Annotated in this window: 16 protein-coding genes, 5 pseudogenes and 1 other annotated feature; of the genes and pseudogenes, 11 read left to right on the forward strand and 10 right to left on the reverse strand. The window is 57.2% G+C overall.

The window, feature by feature from the left end; translation table 11 throughout:
- Nucleotides 1-1,257: 1,257 nt before the first annotated feature.
- Nucleotides 1,258-2,480 (reverse strand): IS3 family transposase gene (locus AO277_RS24690; RefSeq protein WP_099259145.1). Its coding sequence is split into 2 segments (ribosomal slippage): nucleotides 1,258-2,195 and nucleotides 2,195-2,480, totalling 1,224 coding nucleotides; the frame shifts between segments, so codons are not numbered across the junction.
- Nucleotides 2,086-2,202 (reverse strand) — a sequence feature (AL1L pseudoknot). Its footprint overlaps the gene before it by 117 nt.
- Before the next feature lie 75 nt (nucleotides 2,481-2,555).
- Here AO277_RS24690 and AO277_RS24695 point away from each other — a divergent pair.
- Both AO277_RS24695 and AO277_RS24700 read left to right on the forward strand, forming a co-directional pair.
- A complete protein-coding gene (locus tag AO277_RS24695; protein WP_002553779.1) occupies nucleotides 2,556-3,260 on the forward strand; it encodes a YoaK family protein in 705 nt (234 codons plus the stop codon).
- Between the two features lie 65 nt (nucleotides 3,261-3,325).
- Nucleotides 3,326-4,288, forward strand: a complete 963-nt coding sequence (locus tag AO277_RS24700) for a class I SAM-dependent methyltransferase (RefSeq protein WP_044319213.1) — start codon at nucleotides 3,326-3,328, stop codon at nucleotides 4,286-4,288.
- Nucleotides 4,289-4,350: 62 nt separating this feature from the next.
- Here AO277_RS24700 and AO277_RS24705 read toward each other — a convergent pair whose 3' ends face one another.
- The 3 genes and pseudogenes from AO277_RS24705 to AO277_RS24715 form a co-directional block, all read right to left on the reverse strand.
- Nucleotides 4,351-5,973, reverse strand: coding sequence for a methyl-accepting chemotaxis protein (locus AO277_RS24705; protein WP_044319212.1), 1,623 nt, complete (start codon nucleotides 5,971-5,973; stop codon nucleotides 4,351-4,353).
- A 310-nt stretch (nucleotides 5,974-6,283) separates the two neighbouring features.
- Nucleotides 6,284-7,903, reverse strand: a pseudogene (locus AO277_RS24710) (methyl-accepting chemotaxis protein).
- A 199-nt stretch (nucleotides 7,904-8,102) separates the two neighbouring features.
- Nucleotides 8,103-8,942 (reverse strand): IclR family transcriptional regulator, encoded by an 840-nt coding sequence (locus AO277_RS24715; protein WP_044319211.1) that lies wholly within the window; start codon nucleotides 8,940-8,942, stop codon nucleotides 8,103-8,105.
- A 241-nt stretch (nucleotides 8,943-9,183) separates the two neighbouring features.
- Between AO277_RS24715 and AO277_RS24720 the strand changes: the two are divergent.
- The 9 genes and pseudogenes from AO277_RS24720 to moaA all read left to right on the forward strand — a co-directional run bounded on the left by AO277_RS24720 (nucleotide 9,184) and on the right by moaA (nucleotide 18,671).
- A pseudogene (locus AO277_RS24720) lies at nucleotides 9,184-10,211 on the forward strand (ABC transporter ATP-binding protein).
- Nucleotides 10,208-11,080 carry an ABC transporter permease gene (locus AO277_RS24725; protein ID WP_002553785.1) on the forward strand — a complete coding sequence of 291 codons (873 nt, stop codon included), beginning with the start codon at nucleotides 10,208-10,210 and terminating at the stop codon, nucleotides 11,078-11,080. The pseudogene AO277_RS24720 and the gene AO277_RS24725 overlap by 4 nt, the downstream one beginning before the upstream one ends.
- A gap of 3 nt (nucleotides 11,081-11,083) precedes the next feature.
- A pseudogene (locus AO277_RS29795) lies at nucleotides 11,084-11,972 on the forward strand (ABC transporter permease).
- Nucleotides 11,973-11,989: 17 nt separating this feature from the next.
- Nucleotides 11,990-12,280 carry a (2Fe-2S)-binding protein gene (locus tag AO277_RS24740; RefSeq protein ID WP_002553787.1) on the forward strand — a complete coding sequence of 97 codons (291 nt, stop codon included), beginning with the start codon at nucleotides 11,990-11,992 and terminating at the stop codon, nucleotides 12,278-12,280.
- Complete coding sequence (locus AO277_RS24745) at nucleotides 12,277-13,668, forward strand: FAD/NAD(P)-dependent oxidoreductase (RefSeq protein ID WP_044319210.1); 1,392 nt, start codon at nucleotides 12,277-12,279, stop codon at nucleotides 13,666-13,668. The genes AO277_RS24740 and AO277_RS24745 overlap by 4 nt, the downstream gene beginning before the upstream one ends.
- Entirely contained in the window at nucleotides 13,665-14,849 is a 1,185-nt protein-coding gene (locus tag AO277_RS24750) for an NAD(P)/FAD-dependent oxidoreductase (RefSeq protein WP_099259147.1), read from the forward strand. Before AO277_RS24745 ends, AO277_RS24750 begins: the two co-directional genes overlap by 4 nt.
- Nucleotides 14,846-15,898, forward strand: a complete 1,053-nt coding sequence (locus AO277_RS24755; RefSeq protein WP_044319208.1) for an ABC transporter substrate-binding protein — start codon at nucleotides 14,846-14,848, stop codon at nucleotides 15,896-15,898. Before AO277_RS24750 ends, AO277_RS24755 begins: the two co-directional genes overlap by 4 nt.
- Nucleotides 15,899-16,047: 149 nt before the next feature.
- Nucleotides 16,048-17,394 (forward strand): annotated as a pseudogene (locus tag AO277_RS24760) (cation:proton antiporter).
- A 278-nt stretch (nucleotides 17,395-17,672) separates the two neighbouring features.
- Entirely contained in the window at nucleotides 17,673-18,671 is a 999-nt protein-coding gene (gene moaA / locus AO277_RS24765; protein ID WP_044319207.1) for a GTP 3',8-cyclase MoaA, read from the forward strand.
- Nucleotides 18,672-18,710: 39 nt separating this feature from the next.
- Here moaA and AO277_RS24770 read toward each other — a convergent pair whose 3' ends face one another.
- From AO277_RS24770 to AO277_RS24800, 6 genes and pseudogenes are all read right to left on the reverse strand, one after another.
- Nucleotides 18,711-19,244, reverse strand: a complete 534-nt coding sequence (locus AO277_RS24770) for a DUF3833 domain-containing protein (RefSeq protein ID WP_044319206.1) — start codon at nucleotides 19,242-19,244, stop codon at nucleotides 18,711-18,713.
- A gap of 17 nt (nucleotides 19,245-19,261) precedes the next feature.
- On the reverse strand, nucleotides 19,262-19,780 hold the full coding sequence (locus AO277_RS24775) for a chalcone isomerase family protein (protein ID WP_002553794.1): 519 nt from the start codon (nucleotides 19,778-19,780) through the stop codon (nucleotides 19,262-19,264).
- Between the two features lie 224 nt (nucleotides 19,781-20,004).
- A complete protein-coding gene (locus tag AO277_RS24780; protein ID WP_005755789.1) occupies nucleotides 20,005-20,322 on the reverse strand; it encodes a hypothetical protein in 318 nt (105 codons plus the stop codon).
- Between the two features lie 662 nt (nucleotides 20,323-20,984).
- Nucleotides 20,985-22,037, reverse strand: a complete 1,053-nt coding sequence (locus tag AO277_RS24790) for an RHS repeat protein (RefSeq protein ID WP_236691253.1) — start codon at nucleotides 22,035-22,037, stop codon at nucleotides 20,985-20,987.
- A gap of 570 nt (nucleotides 22,038-22,607) precedes the next feature.
- Complete coding sequence (locus AO277_RS24795; RefSeq protein ID WP_044319205.1) at nucleotides 22,608-22,895, reverse strand: hypothetical protein; 288 nt, start codon at nucleotides 22,893-22,895, stop codon at nucleotides 22,608-22,610.
- Between the two features lie 427 nt (nucleotides 22,896-23,322).
- Nucleotides 23,323-24,648 (reverse strand): annotated as a pseudogene (locus AO277_RS24800) (RHS repeat-associated core domain-containing protein); the annotation flags it as partial.
- Nucleotides 24,649-24,750: the final 102 nt, after the last annotated feature.

Raw genomic sequence — 24,750 nt, forward strand, 5'->3', positions numbered from 1 at the left:
GGGGGGAATAGAGAAAACGGACAAAATCGTACGCTAAGCATTCGGCCTGCATGGTTGAGGTCACACATGCCCCATGACCGAAACTTCTGGGATTCTGGCTTACACCTACAGGCAAGAAAAAACCCGCGTTGGCCTAAGCCGCTGCGGGTTTCCTCCCCAGTCAAAAAGGTCTATTAGAACCAATCTTTCCAGTGGTCACGGATGAAATCGTAGAAGGCGCGGGCCAACATACGAATCACCAGATCTTTCAGTGCATTCAGCCAAGGCTTCATACTTAAGGTCTCTGAATTCGACCTTACCTTCCGGCGTTTTTCCGGGACACATAGCGCCGTTAGAGCACGTCAATGCTTCCAGTGAGGTTCAGCCGGTTGATGGGCCTCAGGTTTCACCCGCGCGGCTTCCTAGGTCCGCGCCCTTGGTCCGAAATCGTTAAAGCAACCGACCCACATCACGTTTCACAATTGACAGCCGCATCTTAGCGAGGCGCTAATAGATACGCCATTACAAAATTTACTCCAGAAAGCCGCTTGAAGGCTTTGGCTAGCCTCCGACCTGATCACAATTGACAGCCGCATCTTAGCGAGGCGCTAATAGATACGCCATTACAAAATTTACTCCAGAAAGCCGCTTGAAGGCTTTGGCTAGCCTCCGACCTGTTTATTTCCCTTGAAATTGCTGGGTGTTTCATCAAAAAAGAGTTGCAATCATAATTTACCTTTGTAAACATAAATGCACGTCAATGCTTCCAGTGATACCGGCAGATAGGCCCCCTAACCGATTTGCCAACAAAAAACCGCCTTTCCTGGGCGGTTTTTTTGTGCGTTACATTTGGTGAGCCTGTTTAGGTTTGTCCGTTGGAGTACACCCTTGCCAGACGTCAGGCGAACCACACGCCCTGCGTCAGAGTAGAGCCGCCTTCTGCATTTCCTGACGGTTCGGCGTCAACACCAGAGGTCATGACTGATCACCTTGTAAGGCGTTAGGGCGAGGATCATGAGCGGATAAAAGGATCAATGTGCACTGCCGTCGTTGATGTGAAGCGGGTTGGACCTGCNAACACCAGAGGTCATGACTGATCACCTTGTAAGGCGTTAGGGCGAGGATCATGAGCGGATAAAAGGATCAATGTGCACTGCCGTCGTTGATGTGAAGCGGGTTGGACCTGCGTGAGGGATACCTGAAAAATCGTATGGGAAATTCAGTCCCGATTAGCGAACATGAACCGCCCCGGGTTTCTCGGAGACCCTTTTGTTTGAGTCATGCCACCTGGGCAGACTCGGTGAGTTGCTGATAATAGATTGCTTCTGCCTCGACCGGTGGAATGTGACCGATTGGCTCCAGCAGGCGGTGGTGATTGAACCAGTCCACCCATTTCAGCGTTTCCAGCTCCACCGCCCCCCGTGTGGGCCAAGAGCGTCGATGAATCACTTCAGCCTTGTAAAGACCGTTGATGGTCTCAGCCAAAGCATTGTCGTAAGAGTCACCGACACTCCCGACGGATGGCTCAATCCCGGCTTCGACAAGACGCTCGGTATAGCGAATTGACACGTACTGCACGCCACGGTCACTGTGGTGAATGAGTCCACCCTGCTTGACTGGGCGACGGGCGTAAAGGGCTTGCTCCAGTGCATCGAGTACAAAATCGGTACGCGCTGAACTGGACACCTTCCAACCGACGATGAATCGGGCAAAGACATCAATGATGAAGGCCACGTAAACAAAACCCTGCCAGGTACTGACGTAGGTAAAGTCCGATACCCACAGGGCGTTCGGGCACTCAGCCACAAACTGACGGTTGACATGATCCCGCGGGCATGACCTGGCTTGGTCGCTGACCGTCGTCTTGACGGGCTTGCCGCGTACCACGCCTTGCAGGCCCAGCTCTCCCATCAGGCGTTGCACCGTACAGCGGGCGACTTGCTGACCTTCACGCAGCAACTGCCGCCAGACCTTGCGCACGCCATATACCTGGAAGTGCTCATCCCAGACTCGCTGGATGTGCTCACCCAGTTCCTGGTCACGCTGCGCACGTGCTGACTGCTGGCTGGGGTCAGCCTGCTGAGCAGCGTACCGGTAGTACGTCGACGGGGCGATTGGCAACACCTTGCAAATCGGCTCGACCCCGTAAGACTGGCGGTGCTCATCAATAAACGTCTTCATCGTTTGAACGGGCGGTCGAGCTCCGCCTGGGCAAAATAGGCTGAGGCCTTACGCAAGATCTCGTTAGCTTGACGCAACTGACGGTTCTCACGCTCCAACAGCTTGATTCGCTCACGTTCGACTGTGCTCAGCCCATCACGCTGGCCGCTGTTGCGCTCAGATTGGCGAACCCACAGCCGTAATGTCTCGGGCGTGCAGCCGATCTTGGGGGCAATGGCACTGATGGCGGCCCACTGCGACTCGTACTCAGGAAGGTGTTCGAAAACCATCCTGATGGCCCGCTCACGGACCTCTGGGGAATACTTCGGTAGTTTTTTCATCGCTCCATCCTCTCAAAGGTTGGAGTCTCCGAGAAACCCGGGGCGGTTCACTTCCATTGGTCCAGAGGGCCTTCGATGCTGCCACAGCCCGCCAGAATCAGCGCCAGCCCCAGGCACCTGAACATGCAGAAATGGCGTGGCCGGGTCGGCATGTGCCTGGTGGCGAGCCTTTCGGTTCTGGCGGGCATGACCGACGCCATCGGTTTCATGGCGACCGGCGACTTCGTTTCGTTCATGAGTGGCAACACCACCCGGCTTGCCGTCGCCATCAGTGCCGGCGACCTGAGCGTGACCCTTCGCCTGGCACTCGCCATCTTCGCCTTTATTGCCGGCAATGCGCTGGGCGTCGTCGTTGCACGGCTTGGCGGCCGGCGCGCCCTGCCCCTGCTGCTGGGGATCGCCACGCTGCTGTGCGCCGCAGCCGCATGGCCGCTGGAAAGCAATATGCTCGCACTGATCTGGGCCATTCTGGCAATGGGCATGCTTAACGCCGCCGTGGAACAGGTCAACGGGCTGCCGGTCGGCCTGACCTACGTAACCGGCGCGTTGTCGCGTTTCGGGCGTGGCCTGGGCCGCTGGATACTGGGCGAGCGCCGGGATGGCTGGCGCGTGCAACTGGTGCCGTGGGTTGGCATGTTCATCGGGGCGGTCATCGGCGCACTGCTTGAACAACGCCTGGGGCTTAATGCCCTGTTGATCAGCGGTAGCCTGTCGGCATTGCTGGGGCTGGTTTCATTGAAAATCCCGCATCGCTGGCAACGTCAGTACATGCCTCGCTGAACCCTGCGATTCCCATCTGCTGAAATACGTTTACCATACGCCGCCTTTCATAACCGACCTTCGTCATGACCCCTGAAGCACTCGCCATCCTGCAACAGCATCTACTCGCCGCCCTGAACAACGTTCCGACTGAAACCCGCCGCCTGTTTCATGGCCGTGGTCGCGTATGGCCGGGGCTGGAGCACATTACCGTCGACTGGATGCAGGGCGTGGTGCTGGTCTCACTGTTCAAAGAGCCTCTTGAGCCCGAACTGGCAGCTCTGACGCAGCTGTTGAACGAGTTGATCGAAACGCCGCAGTGGCAACAAAGTCAGGCCCATACCCTGTTGTTGCAACACCGCTATTTGCCGCAAAGCACTACACAATGGCTGACCGGCGAGGTGGTCGATGAATGGGTGATCACCGAAAATGGCCTGCGTTATAAAGTCGATTTCGGCAAGAAGCAGAACAGCGGTCTGTTTCTGGACATGCGCTATGGCCGCGAATGGGTGCAGGCCCAGGCAAAGGGCAAGCGCATCCTGAACCTGTTCGCCTACACCTGCGGCTTCTCGGTCGCCGCCCTTGCCGGTGGTGCAGACCATGTAGTGAACCTGGACATGGCCCGCGCGGCATTGAATCGCGGTCGTGAGAATCACCGGCTCAATGATCAGGATCTGAGCCGGGTGACCTTTCTCGGGCACGACCTGTTCAAGTCATGGGCCAAAGTCACCCGCTCCGGCCCTTACGACCTGATCATCATTGACCCGCCGTCTTTCCAGAAAGGCAGCTTCATGCTCGACAAGGACTACCAGCGAGTCCTGCGCCGTCTGCCAGAGTTGCTGGATGAAGACGGTTCGGTGCTGGCATGCATGAACGATCCGGCGCTGGGGCCGGACTTTCTGATTCAGCACACGGCAATCGAGGCACCGTGCCTGCGCTTCGAGCAACGCCTGGAGAACCCGCCGGAATTCCCGGATGCGCGGGTCGATGGCGGCCTGAAGGCTTTGGTGTTCAAGGCTGAAGGCTTGAGTCGCACAGGGTGGGCGTGAACCCCGTAACGACTTTCAATCAAGCCTTCAAAACAGTGGCCCGTGCTCGGACCGGGTTTGGATCAGACTGAAAACCTCGATACTAGGCGACTCAGATCCACAGCCAGGCGGGACAGCTCCTGACTGGCTGTGGAGGTCTGGCTGGAGGCAGAAGAGCTCTGGACTGACAAATCGCGAATGCTCACCAGGTTCTCATCGACAGAGCGGGCAACATGCGCTTGCTGCTCCGAAGCCGTTGCAATCATCAGGTTGCGCTCATTGATGTGGCTGATCGATGTGGTGATCTCCTTGATTGCAACACCAGCCTGCTGAGCGATCAGCAACGTCGCGTCGGTTTCCGCATTGCTCTGCTTCATCGACTGGACGGCACCGCTGGAGTTTTTCTGAATACCCTGGATCATCTGTTCTATTTCCTGGGTAGACGTCTGAGTACGATGGGCCAGCGCCCTGACCTCATCGGCGACCACGGCAAATCCACGACCCTGTTCACCCGCGCGGGCGGCTTCGATAGCGGCGTTGAGCGCCAGCAGATTGGTCTGCTCGGCAATCGCGCGGATGACATCGACCACCTTGGCGATATCCTGCGCCTGATGGGCCAGTCCTTCTACTTCAACTCCAGTCTTGTCCACTGTGGTACTGAGCTTTTCCAGCGCAGCGATGGTCTGGCCGACGCAATCCTGGCCGGTCTGCGCAGACTTTTCACAGGCTTGCGTGGAGGTCGAAGCAGCGACCGCATTGCGTGCAACTTCTTCAATGGCTGCGGTCATCTGGTTGACCGCCGTGGCGGCCTGCTCGGTTTCCATCGTCTGGCGTTGGATACCTTGCGCGGAGTCCTGAGTGATGGAGCTCATTTCTTCAGCAGCCGACGCCAACAGGCCCGAGGCATCAGAGATGTGCTGAATGGTGCCCTTGAGGCTTGAGAGCATGGTTGCAGTGGCTTTTTGAAGTTCGGTCAGCTCATCGGCCCCGTTGACTTCCACCGTGGTACGCAAGTCGCCCTCGGCGATTTTGCGTGTCGAGTCGAGCAATGCCTGAACGGGTCTGGCGATGCTGCGGGTGAATAAAGTGGCAACAATCAGGGTAATAATCACTGCCAGAACAATAAGTGTAAGGGTGACGGTTAGTCCACTTTCATAGTTTTTGTCTGCTATGGCCCCTGATTGTTCTGCACCCTTGACGTTGACTTCGATCAATTGTTCTATAGATGATTGCAAGGCCTTCGCCTGCGGGCTGGTAATATCACGGATAAATACGAATAGTTCGCTGTCGGATTTGCTTTTGCTAAGTTCAACCAGCTGGTCGATCTTGTCGCTGTAGGCCAGCGCATCGGCTTTGACTTGTTTCCAGACCTGTTCTTCCTGTGGGCTCGACACCAGCGAGCCGTAAGTGTCGGCTGTTTGCAGTAAGGCATTCTTCAATCCGTTCAGCTTATTGACAGACTCCGGCGACTGCCGCTGGTCATCCATCACAAAACGTCGCGCGTCGAGGCGATACAACAGGCCCGCCGTCTCTATGCGTCCAGCCTGTCTGACGCTGGGCAGCCAGTCTGTCTGCAACTGGTCGGCGGACTGGTGTAACCCGTTCATTTTAAAGACTGCGTTCGTGCCAACCCCGGCAAGCAGCAGGCAAATAATGCCGAAGCTGAGAAGCGCCCTCAAGTTCAAACCTATATTTCTTATTGGCATTTTATAGATCCCCTTGCTGTCACAACGGTAGGGCGGGAACCATGCACAAATGATGGCACCCAAACATCACTTTAATGATTTAAAAATAAAAAAACTACTGTTTAGTGCAAAAACTCTTGGCACCACATAACGCTTTTAATAGTGCTTTAAACCCACCAATAGTCAGACTTTTCAGTTGAGACTATGCTTTTAGTATTACTACCTCATCAGGGTAAATCCCGTAACGCTTGATACTCTGTTTATACTGACAAATAACACCCGCAGTGTTACCTCTCTCCATGACCGGAGAGCGGTAACACTGTTAAGCGGATCACGCACTCAAGCGCGAGATCACATCGTTAAGGCCAGCTGAAAGGCCTTTCAGTTCATGGCTGGCGTTCTGGGTACGTTTGACGTTGTCCTGATTGGTCACCGCGATTGCGGTGATTTCAGTCAGGTTGCGCGAAATATCCTCTGCCACAGAAGTCTGCTCTTCGGCAGCAGTCGCTATCTGGCGATTCATGTCGCGAATATTCTCGACTGCCACGGTAATGCGCTGCAGTGTAGCGCCGGCATGCGTAACCTGCTCGACACTCTCTTCGCTGCGCGCCTGACCGCCCTGAATGGCTTGCACCGCGTCGCTTGCGCCGGTCTGCACCGAATTAATGATCTGATTGATCTCGGCCGTGGACACGGCGGTACGTTGTGCCAATGTCCGGACTTCGTCAGCCACCACGGCAAAACCGCGCCCGGCTTCACCTGCACGTGCAGCCTCGATGGCGGCGTTGAGCGCCAGTAGATTGGTCTGATCAGCGATCCCGCGAATCACCTCAAGCACCTTGCCGATACGACCGCTGTCTGTTTCCAGGCGCTGAATGACGTTGGCCGTCGAGGAAATCTCACTGCGCATCCGGGTGATGGTGGCGATGGTCGACTGCATGACTTTCTCACCGTCCTGCGCGCTTTGGTCAGCCTCATCCGCAGCCCGTGCAGCATGTGCCGCATGGCGGGCAACTTCCTGGGCAGTAGCGGACATTTCGGTCATCGCGGTAGCGACCTGATCGGTACGCTCAAATTGCTCGTGAGTGCCCTGAGCCATTAATTCGGCAATGGCATTCAGCTCGCCGCCAGCAGTATCGAGGTCGGTGGTACTGCGCTTGAGGCGACTGAAAGTATCTGCCAGAAAATCACGTAGCGTGTTCGCTGCGACGGCCAGACGGCCGAGTTCGTCCTGGCGCGTCACGTCAACGCGTGCAGCGAACTTGCCTTCACTCAACTGGGCGACGTATTCGATAAGCATGCGAATCGGCGCAACCAGATTGCGATTGACAATCTACAGGGCAAGCAGACCTACCAGCAGCGCAGAAACGAGCATTACAACTGCACCAGTCAGGATCGTGCGGTCGGCTTGCTGACTGATTGCAACCGACTGGGCATCGCTGGACTTGTGCAGTTGATCAACCAGGATGGCCATCTGCTCGCTCGTCGGACGGTCTACGCCTTTGACTGCGGCGTCGCCAGCAGAAGCATCGTTGCCCGCCGCGATGAATGCATCACGGCCAGTGCGATAGGCAGTGCCCAATGTGCGGTGCGCCTGCTGCAGTGCCTGCACCTGGCTTTTCAACGATTGATCGGTGCCTTCCATTTCTGCCAGCAGACCCAACGTACTTTGCACCTTACGTTCCTGCTCTTCGAATTGCCCCCAGAATTTGTCGCGGTCTGCCGATGCCTTGCCGCGCAACAGGACGTTTTTCCACTCCTGGACCTGAACCTTGAATTGCAGGTTGGCCTCATCAACGAACTGCGAGGCACGGACCGGACCTTCAAGAAGACTGCGATAGGACTGCACGTTACCGGACAGGAAGTTGAAACAGGCCAGCGCAATGATCAGCACCAGTACAAGACTGCCGCCAAGCAAGCCAAGGATTTGGAGCCTCAGGGATTTCGACATCATGATGATCTCTTGAGAAAAGCGGGTCTGCGTCAGCACGCAGAATATGACGAGCCTCATCCCTTACGGCCGAGCCAGCCCGGCACGTGTGCTCTATGAGATCATCATCGGCTTGCGCCAATTTTTCTTTAAAAACAGCGACAGTCGGTATAAATGTCAGAAATACGTCAAAAAAAATGCCAAAAATAGAGTAAAAGATCTAATCCGCCTGCCCGAATACCTGACTGGGCCGTCGCAGCGAAGGATCGAAGGGATTGATTCTGGCACTGATGGCCGTGGCTTCACGCTTGAGTAGTTCTACCACGGTCATCAGGCGATCAGGCCCCAAGCGGTCGGAGATAGTTGCCACGCTGAGCGCTGCCACTGCCCGGCCGCTGCGGTCCAGGATCGGCACGGCCAGCCCGGCCATGCCCGGTAGCGCGCCGGTGTTGCGCCCGGCGTAGCCGAGGCGGCGCACGTTTTCGACCTCTGAACGCAGAAACACCTCGTCGTACAGGTGAAAATCCTTGAGCCGTGGCAGGTTGTAGGCAATCACCGTTTCCCGCTCGTCCTCGGGGAGAAACGCGAGAATCGCCAAGCTGCCCTGCCCTACGCCCAACGCAACACGGCCACCAATGTCGCCGGTGAACGTGCGAATCGGGTACGGGCCCTCACTGCGGTCCAGACAGATCGCGTCAAAGCCACTGCGTGCCAGCAGAAACAGCGAGTCGCCCAGCGATGCAGACAGGCGTAACATACTGGGGCGTACCACGTCGCGCAGATTGCCGGTGTTGCCCGCCTTGGCGGCCAGCGCAAAGAATTCGATGCTCAACCGATAGCGCTTGCTGAGCAGGTCCTGCTCGACCATGCCCTCATCCATCAGGCTGCGCAGCAAGCGGTGCGTGGTGGGTTGCGAGAGCCCGACACGCTGGGCGAGTTGTGTGACCCGCTCGCCGCCCTCGTCGCAATCGCCCAGGCAACGCAATACGGCGAACAGACGCGACACCGCGCTGACGCCCACTTGCGCAGAATCAGTATTCCGATCAGTGGAATTATTCATGAATATAGCTCGCTATTTTTCCACTAAAAGAATTAATTCGAAGAAAGATGTTATTCAGTGAAATTCCTTATTGAGTCCATCCTAGCCTTCGACCTACTCTCAGTCCACAGGGGCGATTTGAACAATCATCGGTAGCCGACTCAGAGCGAGCACCAACGTCCACAGAACTGCATGACTTCATTTCGCATCTGCCCATGACAAACGCGTGCTTCGGCGCGCATGCACACAGGTGGAAGCAGGCATGGCATTTCTGCAGCTCGAAGGTCTCTCCAAACGCTACGGCTCTATTGACGCGGTCGTTGCCACCAACCTGGCCGTCGACAAGGGCGAATTCGTTTCACTGCTCGGCCCTTCCGGCTGCGGCAAGACCACCACTCTGCAAATGATCGCCGGCTTCGTTGAAGTCAGTGACGGACGCATCGTGCTCGACGGCCGCGACATTACCCACGCCAAGCCCAGCAGTCGGGGTCTGGGCGTTGTATTTCAGAGCTATGCATTGTTTCCGCACATGACCGTGGCCAACAACGTTGCGTTTGGCCTGCGCATGCGCAAGGTGCCTGCTGCCGAGTTGCAACAGCGTGTCACACGGGTGCTGGAACTGGTTCGTCTCGGTCAGCATGCCGAGCGCTACCCGCGCGAGTTGTCTGGCGGGCAACGGCGCGGGTCGCGCTGGCCAGAGCACTGGTGATCGAGCCGCCGGTGCTGCTTCTGGATGAACCGCTGTCCAACCTTGACGCCAACCTGCGCGAAGAGATGCAGTTCGAAATTCGCCGTATTCAGAACGAAGTCGGCATCACCACGCTGATGGTTACCCACGATCAGGCTGAAGCCCTGTCGATCAGTGATCGGGTAGTGGTCATGCAGGCCGGGCGTATAACGCAGATCGACGAGCCCTACACGCTCTACGAACACCCGCGCACGCGCTTTATCTCGGGGTTTGTCGGCAAAGCCAATATGTTGCAGGGCGACCCGGACAGCAGCGGCAACCCGCAGATCCGTCTGCTACCCGGCGATGGCACGCTGACACTCAGCCTGCGTCCAGAAAAAATTGATCTGGTCGAACCCGGCCGCGGAAAGCTGTCAGGGCGTATCGTCACGCGTTACTTTCTTGGCAGCCAGTGGCTGTATCGCATTCAGACCGGCATCGGCGAAATAACCGTAGTGCGTCGCAACGACGGCCAGGCACCGCTGGAACAAGGTGCTGCGGTCGGCATCGATTGGCCAGCCGAATTGCTGCGCGTGCTGGACGCCGACGAGGTGCGCGCATGAGCCTGATGAGCGAAATGCGTCAGGGTGGCCGCGGTTATTGGCTGTCAGCCCCGGCACTGGCGTTGTATATCGGCTTGCTGGTGCTGCCGCTGGGCCTGACGCTGCTGCTGTCATTCAACGTGTTCGACTATCAGGTCGGGGTGAAAAGCGACAGCTATACGCTGGCCAATTACACGGCCGTGGTCACCGATTCGTATTTCTATGAAATCTTCCTGCGCACCTTCTGGATCAGCGCGCTGGTAACGTTGCTCTGCGTGTTGATCGGCGTGCCGGAGGCCTACATTCTGAGCCGCATGGGCACACCGTGGCGCTCAATCTTTCTGATTCTGATCCTCACGCCGCTGCTAATCTCGGTGGTGGTCCGGGCCTTCGGCTGGAGCCTGCTGTTGGGGGCGGACGGTCTGATCAACCAGGCCATCCAGTTAATGGGCGGTCGCCCGGTGAAACTGCTGTACACCCCGTTTGCCGTGATCATCGCGCTGGTCCACGTCATGTTGCCGTTCATGATCATTCCGGTCTGGACCTCGTTGCAAAAGCTCGACCCCACCGCCGAACAGGCCGCGCTGTCGCTGGGTGCCAGTCAGGCAAAAGTCATGCGCCTGATCGTCCTGCCACAGGTCATGCCGGGCGTGCTGTCCGGCTCACTGATTGTCTTTGGCCTGGCCGCCAGTTCGTTTGCCATTCCCGGCCTGCTCGGTGGTCGACGTTTGAAGATGGTCTCCACGGTGATCTACGACCAGTACCTCTCGGAGCTCAACTGGCCGATGGGCGCGACCCTGGCGGTGGCGCTGCTGCTGGTCAACCTGCTGGTCATGCTGTCCTGGAACCGCATGATCGAAGGCCGTTACAAAAAAACTCTGGGGGAATGATCCATGTCCAAGAACGGTCCTTTGGCCCTGTCGTTTCATGCGCTGGTAGTGATCTTCATGATGGCCCCGCTGGTGGTGGTGTGCTTGGTGGCGTTTACCCCGGAAAACACGCTGAGCCTGCCCACTACCGACTTCTCGCTGCGCTGGTTCAAGGCGGTGTTCGAACGCGCCGACTTTATCGACTCGTTCTACAACAGCCTGATTCTGGCGTTTGTGTCCGCAACGCTGGCGACGTTGATCGCGGTGCCTGCTGCGCTGGCGATCACCCGCCATACATTTCCGGGCCGCAACTTTTTCAATGCGCTGTTTCTTTCGCCGATCATCATTCCGCACCTGGTGCTGGGGGTGGCGATGCTGCGCCTGTTTGCGCTGATGGGCGTAAACGGCAGCTTCACCTGGCTGATCTTCGCCCACGTGCTGGTCATCACGCCTTACGTACTGCGTCTGGTGCTGGCGGCGGCGATCGGTATCGACCGCAGCGCCGAACACGCCGCCGAGTCATTGGGTGCCAACCGTTTCACCCTGTTTCGGCAGATCACCCTGCCGATGATCCTGCCCGGNTATCGACCGCAGCGCCGAACACGCCGCCGAGTCATTGGGGGCCAACCGTTTCACCCTGTTTCGGCAGATCACCCTGCCGATGATCCTGCCCGGCGTGGCAGGCGGCTGGTTGCTGGCGTTCATCAACAGCTTCGATGAAGTCACGCTGTCGATCTTCGTCACCTCGCCTGCTACCCAGACCCTGCCGGTGCGCATGTACGTTTACGCCACCGAATCCATCGACCCGATGATGGCTGCCGTATCGGCACTGGTCATCGCCCTCACCGCCGCCACCATGATCCTGCTCGACCGGGTCTATGGGCTGGATCGGGTGCTGGTCGGCAAACACTGATCCGGAGCTTTCACGTTATGGCATTGCTGAAACGACTGGCTGAACATGATCGCCCCGTTCTGCCCTTCACCCTCGATGGGCAACCGGCCAATGGTCTGTTGGGCGACACCGTGCTGACTGCGGTATTGACCGCCAGTGAGCACCTGCGCGGCAGTGACTTCAGTGCCGAGCCGCGCGCCGGGTTCTGCATGATGGGCGCCTGCCAGGACTGCTGGGTAAGACTCGGCAACGGCCAGCGAGTGCGTGCCTGTTCGACGCTGCTGGAAGCTGGCCAGGCGATTATTCGTGAACCGGGGCGGCGGCCATGAGCAAAGACCGCGTTGCCATTATCGGCGCCGGCCCAGCCGGGATTCGCGCTGCCCAGACGCTGCTGGAGCACGGTGTCAAAGCCTGCCTGATCGACGAAGGTCTGCGCGGCGGCGGGCAGATCTATCGTCGCCAGCCAGAGAATTTCCAGCGTTCGGCCAAGGCGCTTTACGGCTTTGAAAGCGGCAAGGCCGTTGCACTGCATCAGGCACTCGATGCACTGACAACACAGATCGACTACCGACCGCAGACGCTGGTGTGGAACGTCGAAGGCAATCAACTCGATACCCTGCACAACGGAACAGTCGCAACCCTGGATTTCACCCGACTGATTGTCGCCACAGGTGCCACCGACCGCATTCTGCCAGTGCCCGGCTGGACACTGCCCGGCGTGTACAGCCTGGGTGCAGCGCAGATCGCACTTAAATATCAGGGTTGTGCGATTGGCGAACGCGTGGTGTTTTGCGGCAGCGGCCCCTTGCTGTATCTGGTCGCCTATCAATATGCCAAGGCTGGCGCGAACGTGCTGGCGGTGCTCGACAGCGCGCCGTTTTCAGCCCAATGCAAGGCGCTGCCTGCGCTGCTCGGCCAACCGGCAACCCTTGCCAAGGGCCTGTATTACCGCGCGTGGCTGAGTGCGCATGGCATTCCCGTGCACCAGGGCGCACACCTCACACGCATCAACGGTGACAAACGCGTAGACGGCATTCACTGGCAACGCAACGGCCAATCAGGCCACCTGGCCTGCGACGCAGTAGCCTTTGCCCATGCGCTGCGCAGCGAGACACAACTGGCCGACCTGCTCGGCTGTGAATTCGGTTGGAGCCCGCTTAACCGAGCGTGGCTGCCCAGCCGGGATGACTGTGGGCGCAGCAGTGTGCCAGACGTGTATCTGGCAGGCGACGGTGCTGGAATCATGGGCGCAGACGCGGCGGAAATGGCCGGAAAACTGGCCGCGCTCGGGCTGCTGCAAGACAGCGGTGTCACCGTCGACGCCGTGCGTATCAGTGACCTGCAAACCGCACTGCAACGCATCGAACGCTTCCGCCACGGGCTGGAAACCGCTTTCCCGTTCCCCGAAGACTGGGCCGCCAATGTAGCGGATGACACTGTTGTCTGCCGCTGTGAAGAAGTCTCTGCGGGCGATATTCGCACCACCGTGCAGGACGGTCATTGGGAGATCAACCGGGTCAAGGCCATGTGCCGGGTTGGCATGGGCCGCTGTCAGGGCCGGATGTGCGGCCTGGCAGCCGCCGAGATCATCGCCCGCGAGAGCGGCCGACCACTTGAGCAGGTCGGCCGTCTACGCGGCCAGGCACCGATCAAGCCACTGCCGTTCGGCCTGGGGATGCTGCCCGTGGACAAACAATCAGCGGAGAAACAACCATGAGCACGCTGATTGAAAGCGATGCGATTGTCATCGGCGGCGGCATTGTCGGCTCGTCGGCAGCCTTGGCGCTCGCCCTGAAGGGCAAGCGTGTGGCCCTGCTGGAGCGCGACTTTTGCGGCTCGCACTCCAGCGGCGTCAATTATGGCGGTGTGCGCCGTCAAGGCAGGCCCTTGTCGCAACTGCCCTTGTCGCAACGGGCGCATCAGATCTGGAGCGGCCTGCGTGAGCTGATCGGTATCGACGGCGAATACCAGCGCTCCGGCCACCTCAAACTGGCGCGCAGCGAGCAGGACATGGATGCGCTGCGCAGCTACGCCGAAGCCAGTCAGGGGTTCGGGCTGGATTTGCAACTGCTGGATCGAGAGCAACTGCGCGCCCGTTACCCTTGGGCGGGCGATGTCGCCGTCGGTGCATCGCTATGCGCCGACGACGGGCACGCCAATCCGCGTCTGATATCGCCCGCCTTTGCCCGCGCAGCTCGCCGGGCGGGCGCTCAGGTATTCGAGCAGGCGCCGGTCAGCGAAGTCAGTCACGACGGCAACGCCTTCATCGTCACGACCGCCAGCGGCCTGACACTGCGAGCCCCCTGGCTGCTGAATTGCGCCGGAGCCTGGGCCGGAGCGCTGGCGGCACAATTCAACGAACCGGTGCCGATGTATTCTGGGCATCCAGCGATGCTGGTGACAGAACCACTGCCGATGTTCATGGACGTCAGCACCGGTGTCGAAGGCGGCGGCATCTATGCCCGGCAGGTGGCACGCGGCAATTGCGTGCTGGGCGGCGGACAAGGCTTTGCCCTCGGCCCTGCGCATGCCAGGCCGGGACAGGCGGCAGTGCTCGACATTCTGCGCAACGCCGTCGAACTCTACCCGCCATTGGCCGGCGCCCCGGCCATTCGCACCTGGAGCGGCACTGAAGGCTACCTGCCTGATCGCGAACCGGTGCTGGGCCCGAGCCTGACCCGGCCCGGGCTGCTGCACGGCTTCGGCTTTGCCGGGGCAGGCTTTCAGATCGGCCCGGCAGCGGGCGAAGCGCTGGCCGAATGGGTCTGCGACAGTGCCTCAACGATCTCGCTCGAGGCCTTTTCCATCGGCCGCTTCCGCCAGGCAGCTAGCCAACCCACTGCGATAGAACCCGCTACTAACGTCATCCCATTGCACAGAGGAAGGTCGTCCCTATGAAAAGCACCAAACGTCTCGCCCTCACCGGCTTGTCATGCCTGCCCTTGGCGGCCGCACTCGTGTCGTTGCCTGCCCAGGCCGAAACCACGCTGTACCTGGGCATGAACGGCGGAACCATGGAGCGCCTGTACGCCGATCAGGTTCTGCCTGCTTTCGAGAAGGCCAACAACGTCAAGGTGGTGATCGTGCCCGGCACCTCGGCCGATATCCTTGCCAAGGTGCAGGCGAGTAAAGACAACCCGCAGATGCACGTCATCTTTCTCGACGACGGCATCATGTACCGGGCTATTTCCATGGGCCTGTGTGACGCCCTGCAGCCCAGCGCCAGTCTGGCTGACCTGCCTGCCAAGGCCAAAATCAAGGAACAGGCAGCGGCTGTCAGCCTGGGTGTGACCGGCCTTGCTTACAACACGCGGATGTTCAAGGAAAAGGGCTGGAGCGCGCCCACGTCGTGGATGGACCTGGCCGACAAACGTTTCAAGGACAAGGTGGTGTTCCAGTCACTGGCCTCCTCGACCTTCGGCCTGCATGGCTTTCTGATGTTCAACCGTATCCAGGGCGGCAGCGAGAAAGACGTCGAACCCGGCTTCAAGGCCTGGCCGAAAACTGTCGGCCCGAACGTGCTGGAATACATAGCCAGCTCGGCAAAGATCTCGGAAATGGTGCAAACCGATGAAGCCGCGCTGTTCCCGCTGACGCCTACGCAGGTGACCGCCTTGAAGATCAAGGGCGTGCCGGTGGAGTACGCCTCGCCCAAGGAGGGCGGCGTAGTGTTGAACGTGGCTGAATGTGCAATCGCCAATAACGACCAGCCAGAGCTGGCCCAGAAGCTGGCGGCCTACCTGCTGACACCGGAAGCACAGGCACCTGCGCTGGAATTCGGCGATCAGATCCCGTCAAATCCGAAAACCCCGACCTCCGAGAAGACGCGCGCGCAGGTCGAGGCCATGGAGAAATACCTGGAAACAGCGGTAACCATCGACTGGGATCAAGTCAACCAGATCCGCCCCGAGTGGAACGCACGCTGGAGCCGCAGTATCGAGCGCTAGTCGCAAGCGGCAAGGTCAAAAGGCCGTGCCGTTTACAGGCAAGCACCGGCTGATCACCGCCCGGCAAATTATTTCAACTTATTACCGCACAAGAGAGTCCCACCGTTACGCCCTCTTCTTGAGGCGCATTTAACGGTGGTTCTTTCTTTATGAGTTTTATTGTCTGCATGAGCGTGCTTGGCGTGCTCTTGATGCTATTGGCACTCACGTCCTCGTACCTGCGCTGGATGCCGGTGACCACGTCAGCGGTATGCCTGGGATTCGGCTTTGGCATCGGGCCGATGGGCCTGGATATCGTCAATCTGGATTTCGAAAAATCCTACTAATGGCTGGAGCGCCTGACCGAGGTGGCGGTGCTGTTTTCCCTGTTCGGTACGGGCATCAAGTTGCGCCTGCCGCTGCGCGGCAAGGCCTGGCACTCTGCCTACTGGCTGGCCGGGCCAGTGATGCTGGCGACCATTGCTGGCGTGACGGTCGCGGGGCACTACATCATCGGCCTGGACTGGGGCGTGTCGTTGTTGCTCGGTGCCATGCTGTCGCCGACCGACCCTGTACTGGCCGGGATGGTCCAGGTGAACAACGCCCAGGACCAGGATCGCCTGCGGTTTGGTCTGTCCGGCGAAGCGGGCCTCAACGACGGGACGGCGTTTCCGTTCGTGATCTTTGCCTTGCTGTACCTGAGTTCCGGGGGCGCAATGAGCGACTGGGTCCAGGGATGGCTGATCAAGGACCTGATCTGGGCGGTTCCGGCCGGTTTGTTGATTGGTTACGGCATGGGCCGCGGCGTTGGCCATCTGATGATCTTTCTGCGCATCAAGAACGCCGACAGCACCACATCACCCAATGACTTTCTGGCGCTGGCATTGATCGCCCTGGCCTACGTGGTCGCGCAAGGTGTGGGAGCCTTCGGTTTTCTTTCGGTCTTTGCCGCCGGATTCGGGCTGCGTCAGGCTGAAGTACGTGTCACGCGCTCAGAGCTGCCATCGGAGCATGTCGCGCAACCGGTCCTGGGGCATATGACTGCATCCCTTGAACAGGGCACAGTAGCGCAGGGCGAAGACATGAGCGACTCGCAACTGGCTGCCGGGGTAATGATGGGCGATATGCTCGCGTTCGGCAGCCTGGTGGAACGCGCGATGGAAGTGTTGCTGATCACCCTGCTGGGCGCTGCGCTGGCAATGTACTGGGACTGGCGCGCGATTGGTCTGGGTATCGCGCTGTTCTGCGTGATTCGTCCTGCCAGCGTTTGGTTGCTGGTGAGTCGTCGCCTGCTCAACGTCCGACAAAAAGCACTGGTTGGATGGTTCGGTATTCGTGGGATCGGCAGTCTTTATTACCTGTGTTTTGCGTTGTCACACGGTCTGGCACACGATGTCGGCCACGTTGTGATCGGCATGACACTTTCGGTCGTAGCGCTGAGCATTCTGGTACACGGCATCAGCATCCAGCCTTTACTGGAACGCTACGAGCGCAGCGCCGCCGCCAACCCTGATTAACAGGCCTGCTACGGCAAAGGGCCATAGATGAGGTCGATGAGGGTATTGGAAGAAGCAATTGGACTGCGGCATTTCGACTCGGTAGCGTGGCGGCCATGTAGCAGGTGCATAGCCGCCAGTGCAAAGCTTGAGGCGTGCAGCTAATATGTGAGCAGGCTTGGGCACTTTGCCAGCCTGCGCAAAGGCCCGGATGCTACACCTTGCAAAAGAGCTGAACCCCTGTAGCACGCTGGCCTCCAAACCTGGAATACAGCTCTCTCGATCATTTAGAAGGTGAAATGTCAGAACCCGTCCTGATGGACCGCTTTGCACGTAAAGTCGATTATCTGCGCATGTCGGTCACCGACCGGTGCGATTTCCGCTGCGTGTACTGCATGGCCGAAGAGATGACGTTTTTGCCTCGGCAACAGATTCTTTCGCTGGAGGAAATCCTTCAGGTAGCCGAGCGCTTCGTGGCGCTGGGTACACGCAAAATTCGTCTCACCGGTGGTGAGCCACTGGTACGCTCGGGTGTCGTGGGTCTGTGTGAAAAGATCGCCGCCCTGCACGGCCTGCGTGAACTGTGCATGACCACCAACGGTTCACAACTGGACAAACTGGCCGCCCCGCTGTTCAAGGCCGGCGTCACCCGTCTGAACATCAGCCTGGACAGCCTCGACCCGCAACGTTTTCGCGAGCTGACCCGCACGGGTGATCTGCACAAGGTCATTGCCGGTATCGACGCCGCCAATGCTGCCGGTTTTGTGCACACCAAGCTCAACTGCGTGGTAATGCATGGTCGCAATGATCACGAGATCAACGACCTGCTGGCGTTCGCCATCGATCGCAATCTGGATGTCTCGTTCATCGAAGAGATGCCGCTGGGCATCATCAGCGAGCACAGCCGTGCCGAGTCCTTCTACTCCAGCGATCAGGTTCGCGAGCGCATTGCCGAACGTTACACGCTGGTGCCTTCCACCGACTCGACTCAGGGGCCGTCGCGCTACTGGCGTCTGGCCGAAGCGCCGGGCATTCGCATTGGCTTCATCTCACCGCACAGCCATAACTTCTGCGGCACCTGCAATCGCGTGCGCCTGACGGTCGAAGGCCGCTTGCTGCTGTGCCTGGGCAACGAGCACTCCGTGGACTTGAAAGCGGTACTGCGCGCCAATCCCGGTCAGCCTGAGAAACTCGAAAAAGCCATCATCGATGCGATGCAAATCAAGCCGTGGAGCCACAACTTCACCCACGACGATGGCGTGCAGGTCGTGCGCTTCATGAACATGACGGGCGGCTGACAGCCGACCTGAAGGATAACGCCTCATACGAGGCGTTATTTATTTGCCGGCCTTGCGAAAGAACAAGGTGATCTGCCCGACTTCGACACCCAGCTTGGTCATCGACGAACGATTGGCCATGGTCTGCTTGTCGATCAGGTGCATCCAGTCATCCAGGCTGACGTCATACTCGGTGCCGTCCACCGGCAACCTGAGCACATAGTTCCAGTGGAAGCTGTTGCCTGACACTTCGCCATAGGCCTCGCCAACCACGTCACCTGCCGTGCCCTTCCAGCGTCCCGGGCCGTCAGGACGCAAACGCCACTCCCGGACCTGCTTGGTGCCATCGCTGTAGCTGAAGGCCTCGTGCATGACCAGCACTTCGCCTTCACTGTGCCCGTCGATCACCACGGTAAAGCGCTTGGTGACTTCACCGGAGCGCTTTTGAAACATTCCCCAGGCCTCGACACGCCCGGTGAAGTACTGGCGCAGATCGAGCTTGGGCTCTTCCTGACTGTAACGGGTTACCGGCACACCGCCGCAGCCGCTCAGTACAAGCCCCGCAAACAACATCAACATCCACTTTCTCAGCATGCGCCCTCCTTGATGGGTCATGAGCCGGTACTGCCGAGCAACTGCTCACGCAGCTCGGGGTTACGGGTTTTCGGGTCAAGCCAGATGGAAAAGAAAGCCTTGGCGAACTCACTGTCGGGCACGACATGCTGGAGTTTGTCGCCGACATAGAAACGCGCTTCGCGGCCGGGCAGGTAAACCCCGGTAATCTTCATGCCCGGCTTAACATCGACAAATGACTGGTTCATTTGCTGACGCCATTGCGCCAGTTGCTGATCGTTCACCTTCGACCCGGAAATACGCTTGATCTCATCGATACTGGCATCGACCAGATCTTCGCGGTCAATATCGCGATGGTAAGTCAGCTCAAGAGCCAGCGGCGCACTCGCTACAAAGGGTTTGGCGGGACTAAGCAACCTGGCCGTGTAGACACGAAAGCCGAACAGGCTGAGATCACCGCCACCGACAACCTGGGCATTGGGCAATGCCTCCCGCCAATCCGCCGAAGCGCCAGCGCTGAGCAACATCACCAACCATAGCCATCGTGGCGCACGCATCGGCAACCTCTGTGTAGGTCAGGTGCAGGCGCTGCCATGAAAGCATCGGCAGGCCGGGAATGAGAGAAGCCAGATAACTGACTCATGGCCGGAATCTATACCAGCAAAAACACTTTGTACAACCAATAAGGCAATTACCCTTTCGGGCGCTGAAAATAAAAAAGCCTGTTCCCGATCAGGTTCGGGAACAGGCTTCAGGGCTCAATACTTATCGCACCTTGAATTCAGGCGACCTGAGAGTGTGCCTGCAGACGGCTCTTTTGCCATTCGCCTTTCAGCGCCTGCAGCGTATTTTCCACATATGTGCGGTCGGCCGCCGCTTTTTTGCCGACATAACCCTGACCGCGGCGAAACATCTTCAGCGCAGTGCGCATCTGTGGATGAGCGTCACGGAATTCGTCTTCCTGGGTGAATGGCGACATGGCGTCGACATGGACTTCACCCGAATCGGCAATCCATACGATGTGGTTGTCCAGCGTGTCTTTGCATACTGCAAACAGACGAGCCAGTTCATCAATAGTCGGTTGCTTGTTGATATTGATGTGATGCTCCTTCGCTCGTAGACCGTTCAATAATTGATACATCAAGTTCATGCGCCAGAGCGTCATCAATGCAACACACGTAAGTGTTGGTCGAATGTCGCTCCAGCCCCTCAAGGACATGCAGGTAGCCTTGATGAAGAGCCGCTACACAGCGGCATCAGCGTAGAGAGTAGAGAGAAGAAGTCACGAAACCCAAAGACCTGGCCCAGGATCGGCAATCGATCCATTACAAGCATCATGAGGACGTTTCGCCAGCTTCTCGCCCTTATCGACGACAAATGCCAGTTCAGCTCCATCAATCTGCCTTGTGGGCAGCCTACATCCGGGAACATCTCGACGGCTTGACGAGCCTGTTCAGTACACTTTTGCAGCGCTCCCGATCGGGGAGACAGCTGCATAATGCAAAAGGAAAACGGGTACGTCAACGATTATGTAGTGAATATTTTTAGTCACTACATAATCGTATGCGGGGCGGGGGGTTAGGTGAAATGGTGACTGGAGGGTCATGATTGGGCCGACGATTATCGTGCCAATGCGCGTTGGCGTGCGGTTCTGGACGCTCTGCGTCCGCCAAGCTTCATGATCAGCTCTACCTGAGCGCCGCCCGCTTGAAATACCCTTCGCAACCTACAAATTCCCGACAGCGCGCACATAGAATAAAACTACCGAGCGACAGACTGCCGACTGATTTCTCTCCCTTGGTCATCATAACGATAAGAAGTGATCCGCTGGTCATCGACAGTTTTGACAGGTAGAAATCGCGCTGGGTCCCACTCCGTTGTAATGGTACGAGCGACTGGTGTGCCACTTGCTTCGGTACGACTGACCTCAAGACCGCGATCATCGTAGGTGTGGGTAGTCACCAGGCCTTTCGCATCGGTCTTGGTCAGCATCAGACCGCGCTCGTCATACGTATAGGTGGAGTTGCTAGCAGGGCAATTTGCAGATGGCTCGCCTTCAACGGATATGACACGCTTGATGCCACCGATCTGTTGATAATGATAAATGGTGGTTTTGCCCAATTCGTTTGTGACCGTGCTGGAGCCGTCTGTGTTGTAAGCAACCTGAGTGAGGCCTGCACCATCGCTGTGCTGGCTACTGACTGCTCTCCCCTTCTCGTCGTAGGACCACGTTGCAAACCGGACCCCGCGCTCGTCTGTGATGCCAGTGAGCAAACCAGTGTTTCGGGGGTCTTCGTAATGGTAATGCCTGCGGGCTGTCACTCCATTCTGAACACGCTCTACCTCAGTCAGATGAAGATTGGCATCGTACTTATAGTTGATGATTACTCCCTCAGAGCTGAAACTCAAAGGCTGATGTCTTGCGTCCTCCGTAAACGTCAATACTTGACCATTTAATGCAATGACTTTCACCTCCCGACCAGCGTAGGCCAGCGTGTATTGAATAATACCGGCCTCAGTTACCGACGTTAACCGACCTGCAAGGTCAAATTGATAAACTGTATTAGCTGGGCTCCTGTACTCCCATCCAGCCTCCAGCCTGACCAGACTACCATTGCCAGAATCACCGACGTACACGCCTTCAGACAACTTATAGAAAATGGCTTTTCCGTCCGCACTAACGAAACTTACATACTCACTTTCACTGGTTATATTTAAGTGAGCGGAATAACTATGCCTCCAAGAGCCATCCAGACCATTGTAGAATCGCCCAAAAGCCAGACCCGATGAATGAACATAATCTTTTATACTCAAACTTGTTACCCGATGCAGGCAAGATAGGGTTACCCACGCAGTCATTTTTTGCGGGCAAACCTTGCATTTTATCTACGCCGCACGTTCCAGTTGTGGGGTTGTATTCGAGGCCATTAGCACAGCCATCACCAACCCGAAAAACAGTATAGTTTTCAGTAGAATAAAGCACGCTAAGGTCCGGCTTCATCCTAAAAGAAAACCGGCACCCCGCAACAGTCTTTACAGAATAATTAACAGGGTAATAAATATTAGCAATCGATATAGTATTTTCCTCGACTATAGTCATACTAAACTCTAGCTGTCGCAACACAGTGTCTCGACATGCTGCTTCAGCCGACGGGAAAAATTTATATTTTTAAAAGTCCACTGATATTCATCTGCAGCCGCGTCCGACGCTGCGACAAGAAAAATAACGCTTATATACAACTTAAAACCCATGATGCATCCTTTTTTATTATATCCACGCTCTGAAAAACTAAAATAATTATAGCAAAACCAACAACCAGCACAAAGGCAGTTAGCGCACTTAAATCTGCAGACACAGTAAAGCGCAGCCATAAAAATCGACAATCAAAATAAACTTAAACGTGAAATTATCGCATCGAGTTCAATCAGCGAACTGTCTATCAATTTTTTCTCATCTACAGTCAAATGGCGCCCAGCATCAAGAGCAACTCCATTTATTTCTTCCATCAAAGAAATCAGCGGAAATACAGCTTCTGCCCATTCTTCGGAATCGATTATCGCCCTAACACCTTCAACCCCTTGAATAAGACTATTTAAATTGAGCACACCGTCACGGTAATCGCTCACAAGACGATGCAATACAGAGACTTGGCGATCAAGAAACTCATTCATCATTAGATCCTTACTTAGGGATAACTCTGATTACTCTACCACCGCTGTTAGTGACTACCGTGACGCCGTTCGAACCAACGTGGACGGTAGTTCCTGGAGTATTACCCGAAGATGACTTACCATTCTGGATTGCATCTTCAACTGCTGACGGGGGCACACCTCGCCCCTGCATACGATCCAACGCATGTCCTGAGTATTCGCGGCCATCTATTTCAGTGGGCTCATTTGTACCAGACTCAACATCAATAGGACTTCCTCGTTGACCCGTCGGGGTACTTGCATCCTTGTCGCCACTATTGGGGAATTCTTCTGCAAAAAACCCTCCCAACAGGGCTCCCGTTACAGCGGTTCCTATGGCAGCACAAGCAGAAACCGCTGCTTCTGCCGTAGCTGTACAAGCTGCCCAACCGATACCAGGAACGAAACACAGTGCTAAAGGATTGAGTCCTTTAGGGTCGGTATATTTCAGCGGGTTGCCAAGCACGTATCCGAAGGTGTTGAGCCCACCACCCAACCCAATCGGATCACTTTGCGCATACCGCCCAGTGTCCGGATTGTAATCCCGATAATAGTTATAGCTTAGCTGCGTTTGTGCATCGTAAATCTGTCCCGGAAACCGCAGCGCGATGCTTGTAGCCTTGCCATCACCGTCCACATCCTCCTCGGGTGAGCCGACACCATACGCATCGCTGTTCCATCGCCACAGCAGTGCCTGGGTGCTGTCTGTCGCCAGTCTTGGCGTGTTCAGGTGATCGACATGCAGGTAAATCAGTTTGCTGCTGCTTACCTCGCCCAGCGTGGAGAAGTTGGCTGTCAACTGTGCCAGTGGCATGTTGTCCAGCCAGAACCAGTATTGACCGCTGGTTTTCTGGCCGTTTCCGTCATAGAACGTTTGGCCGATCAGTTTGCCACTCGGGTCGTAAAGGTAGGTGGTTGTGCCCGCCAACGCCTGGCTTCCCATCACGTAAGCGCGCTTGATGATTCGTTGGCCTAACGCGTTGTACTTGTAGTCGGCAATTTTGTAGATGTTTGCCTGATAAACCTCGCTCAGACGGCCTTGGCTGTCGTAGGTGAATCGACGGCCATTGATCTGCGTGTGGTTACCCGCAGCGTCCATAGGCAGTGTGGAGCCATTGATGCTGGTCAGTCGGTTGCTGTCGCTGGCATAGTTTAACGACTGGGTGTCAGTGGCATCGCTTGTAGTAAGGCTGGTGGTAGTACGTTGCGTCCTGTTGCCTGTAGCGTCGAAGCTGTAAGCCTTTTTGACGCTGTTGGTTTGCTCCTGAGTCAGACGGCCCAGCGCATCATATTCATACTGGACCGCGCCCCACAGGCTGGTGGCCGTTTCGGAAATGTTGCTGTCAGCGTCGTAACGATAAGTCGTTTGCCAGTTACCGACCTGCTGCTGGGTCAGTTGATAATCCTGGTCATAGGTTCTCGACAGGAGGATGCCGTTGCCCCAGGTCAGCGAGTTGACTGGACCAAAAGGCAGGTAGGAAATGTTGCTTGCCAGTGTCGCCGTCTTGTTGCCAATGGCCAGCTTGACGCCCGTTACCTGTGCCGCGCTGTTACGCGTATAGGTCAGGTTGATGCTCGATGGATAGCCGATCTGCACCAGATTGCGGGCAGCGTCATAACCGTAATTCAGCGTTTCGTAATAGTCGCCGCTGTTCACGCCCACTGAGCGGTACTGTCTGACCAGATTGCCCTTGGCGTCGTAGGTATACGTCAGAACACCAGCGCTGTCCTGTAGCTGTCACCGCCACTGTAAAAATGACCCCCTAACGCCAACCTAGAATTGACCCCCCTGGGTAAAACTGGCGGCTTTGAGCTGCCAATATGTTGACCCAGGAGC

Origin of the sequence: Pseudomonas amygdali (assembly GCF_002699855.1) — a bacterium.
GTDB lineage: Bacteria > Pseudomonadota > Gammaproteobacteria > Pseudomonadales > Pseudomonadaceae > Aquipseudomonas > Aquipseudomonas amygdali.

Bases quoted from the DNA above. Each gene is read 5' to 3' on its own strand.
- moaA (WP_044319207.1), top strand. From the start codon at position 17,673: ATGTCAGAACCCGTCCTGATGGACCGCTTTGCACGTAAAGTCGATTAT.
- AO277_RS24775 (WP_002553794.1), bottom strand. From the start codon at position 19,780: ATGCGTGCGCCACGATGGCTATGGTTGGTGATGTTGCTCAGCGCTGGC.
- AO277_RS24715 (WP_044319211.1), bottom strand. From the start codon at position 8,942: ATGAATAATTCCACTGATCGGAATACTGATTCTGCGCAAGTGGGCGTC.
- AO277_RS24795 (WP_044319205.1), bottom strand. From the start codon at position 22,895: ATGAATGAGTTTCTTGATCGCCAAGTCTCTGTATTGCATCGTCTTGTG.
- AO277_RS24750 (WP_099259147.1), top strand. From the start codon at position 13,665: ATGAGCACGCTGATTGAAAGCGATGCGATTGTCATCGGCGGCGGCATT.
- AO277_RS24755 (WP_044319208.1), top strand. From the start codon at position 14,846: ATGAAAAGCACCAAACGTCTCGCCCTCACCGGCTTGTCATGCCTGCCC.
- AO277_RS24740 (WP_002553787.1), top strand. From the start codon at position 11,990: ATGGCATTGCTGAAACGACTGGCTGAACATGATCGCCCCGTTCTGCCC.
- AO277_RS24705 (WP_044319212.1), bottom strand. From the start codon at position 5,973: ATGCCAATAAGAAATATAGGTTTGAACTTGAGGGCGCTTCTCAGCTTC.
- AO277_RS24725 (WP_002553785.1), top strand. From the start codon at position 10,208: ATGAGCCTGATGAGCGAAATGCGTCAGGGTGGCCGCGGTTATTGGCTG.
- AO277_RS24770 (WP_044319206.1), bottom strand. From the start codon at position 19,244: ATGCTGAGAAAGTGGATGTTGATGTTGTTTGCGGGGCTTGTACTGAGC.
- AO277_RS24695 (WP_002553779.1), top strand. From the start codon at position 2,556: ATGCTGCCACAGCCCGCCAGAATCAGCGCCAGCCCCAGGCACCTGAAC.
- AO277_RS24745 (WP_044319210.1), top strand. From the start codon at position 12,277: ATGAGCAAAGACCGCGTTGCCATTATCGGCGCCGGCCCAGCCGGGATT.
- AO277_RS24700 (WP_044319213.1), top strand. From the start codon at position 3,326: ATGACCCCTGAAGCACTCGCCATCCTGCAACAGCATCTACTCGCCGCC.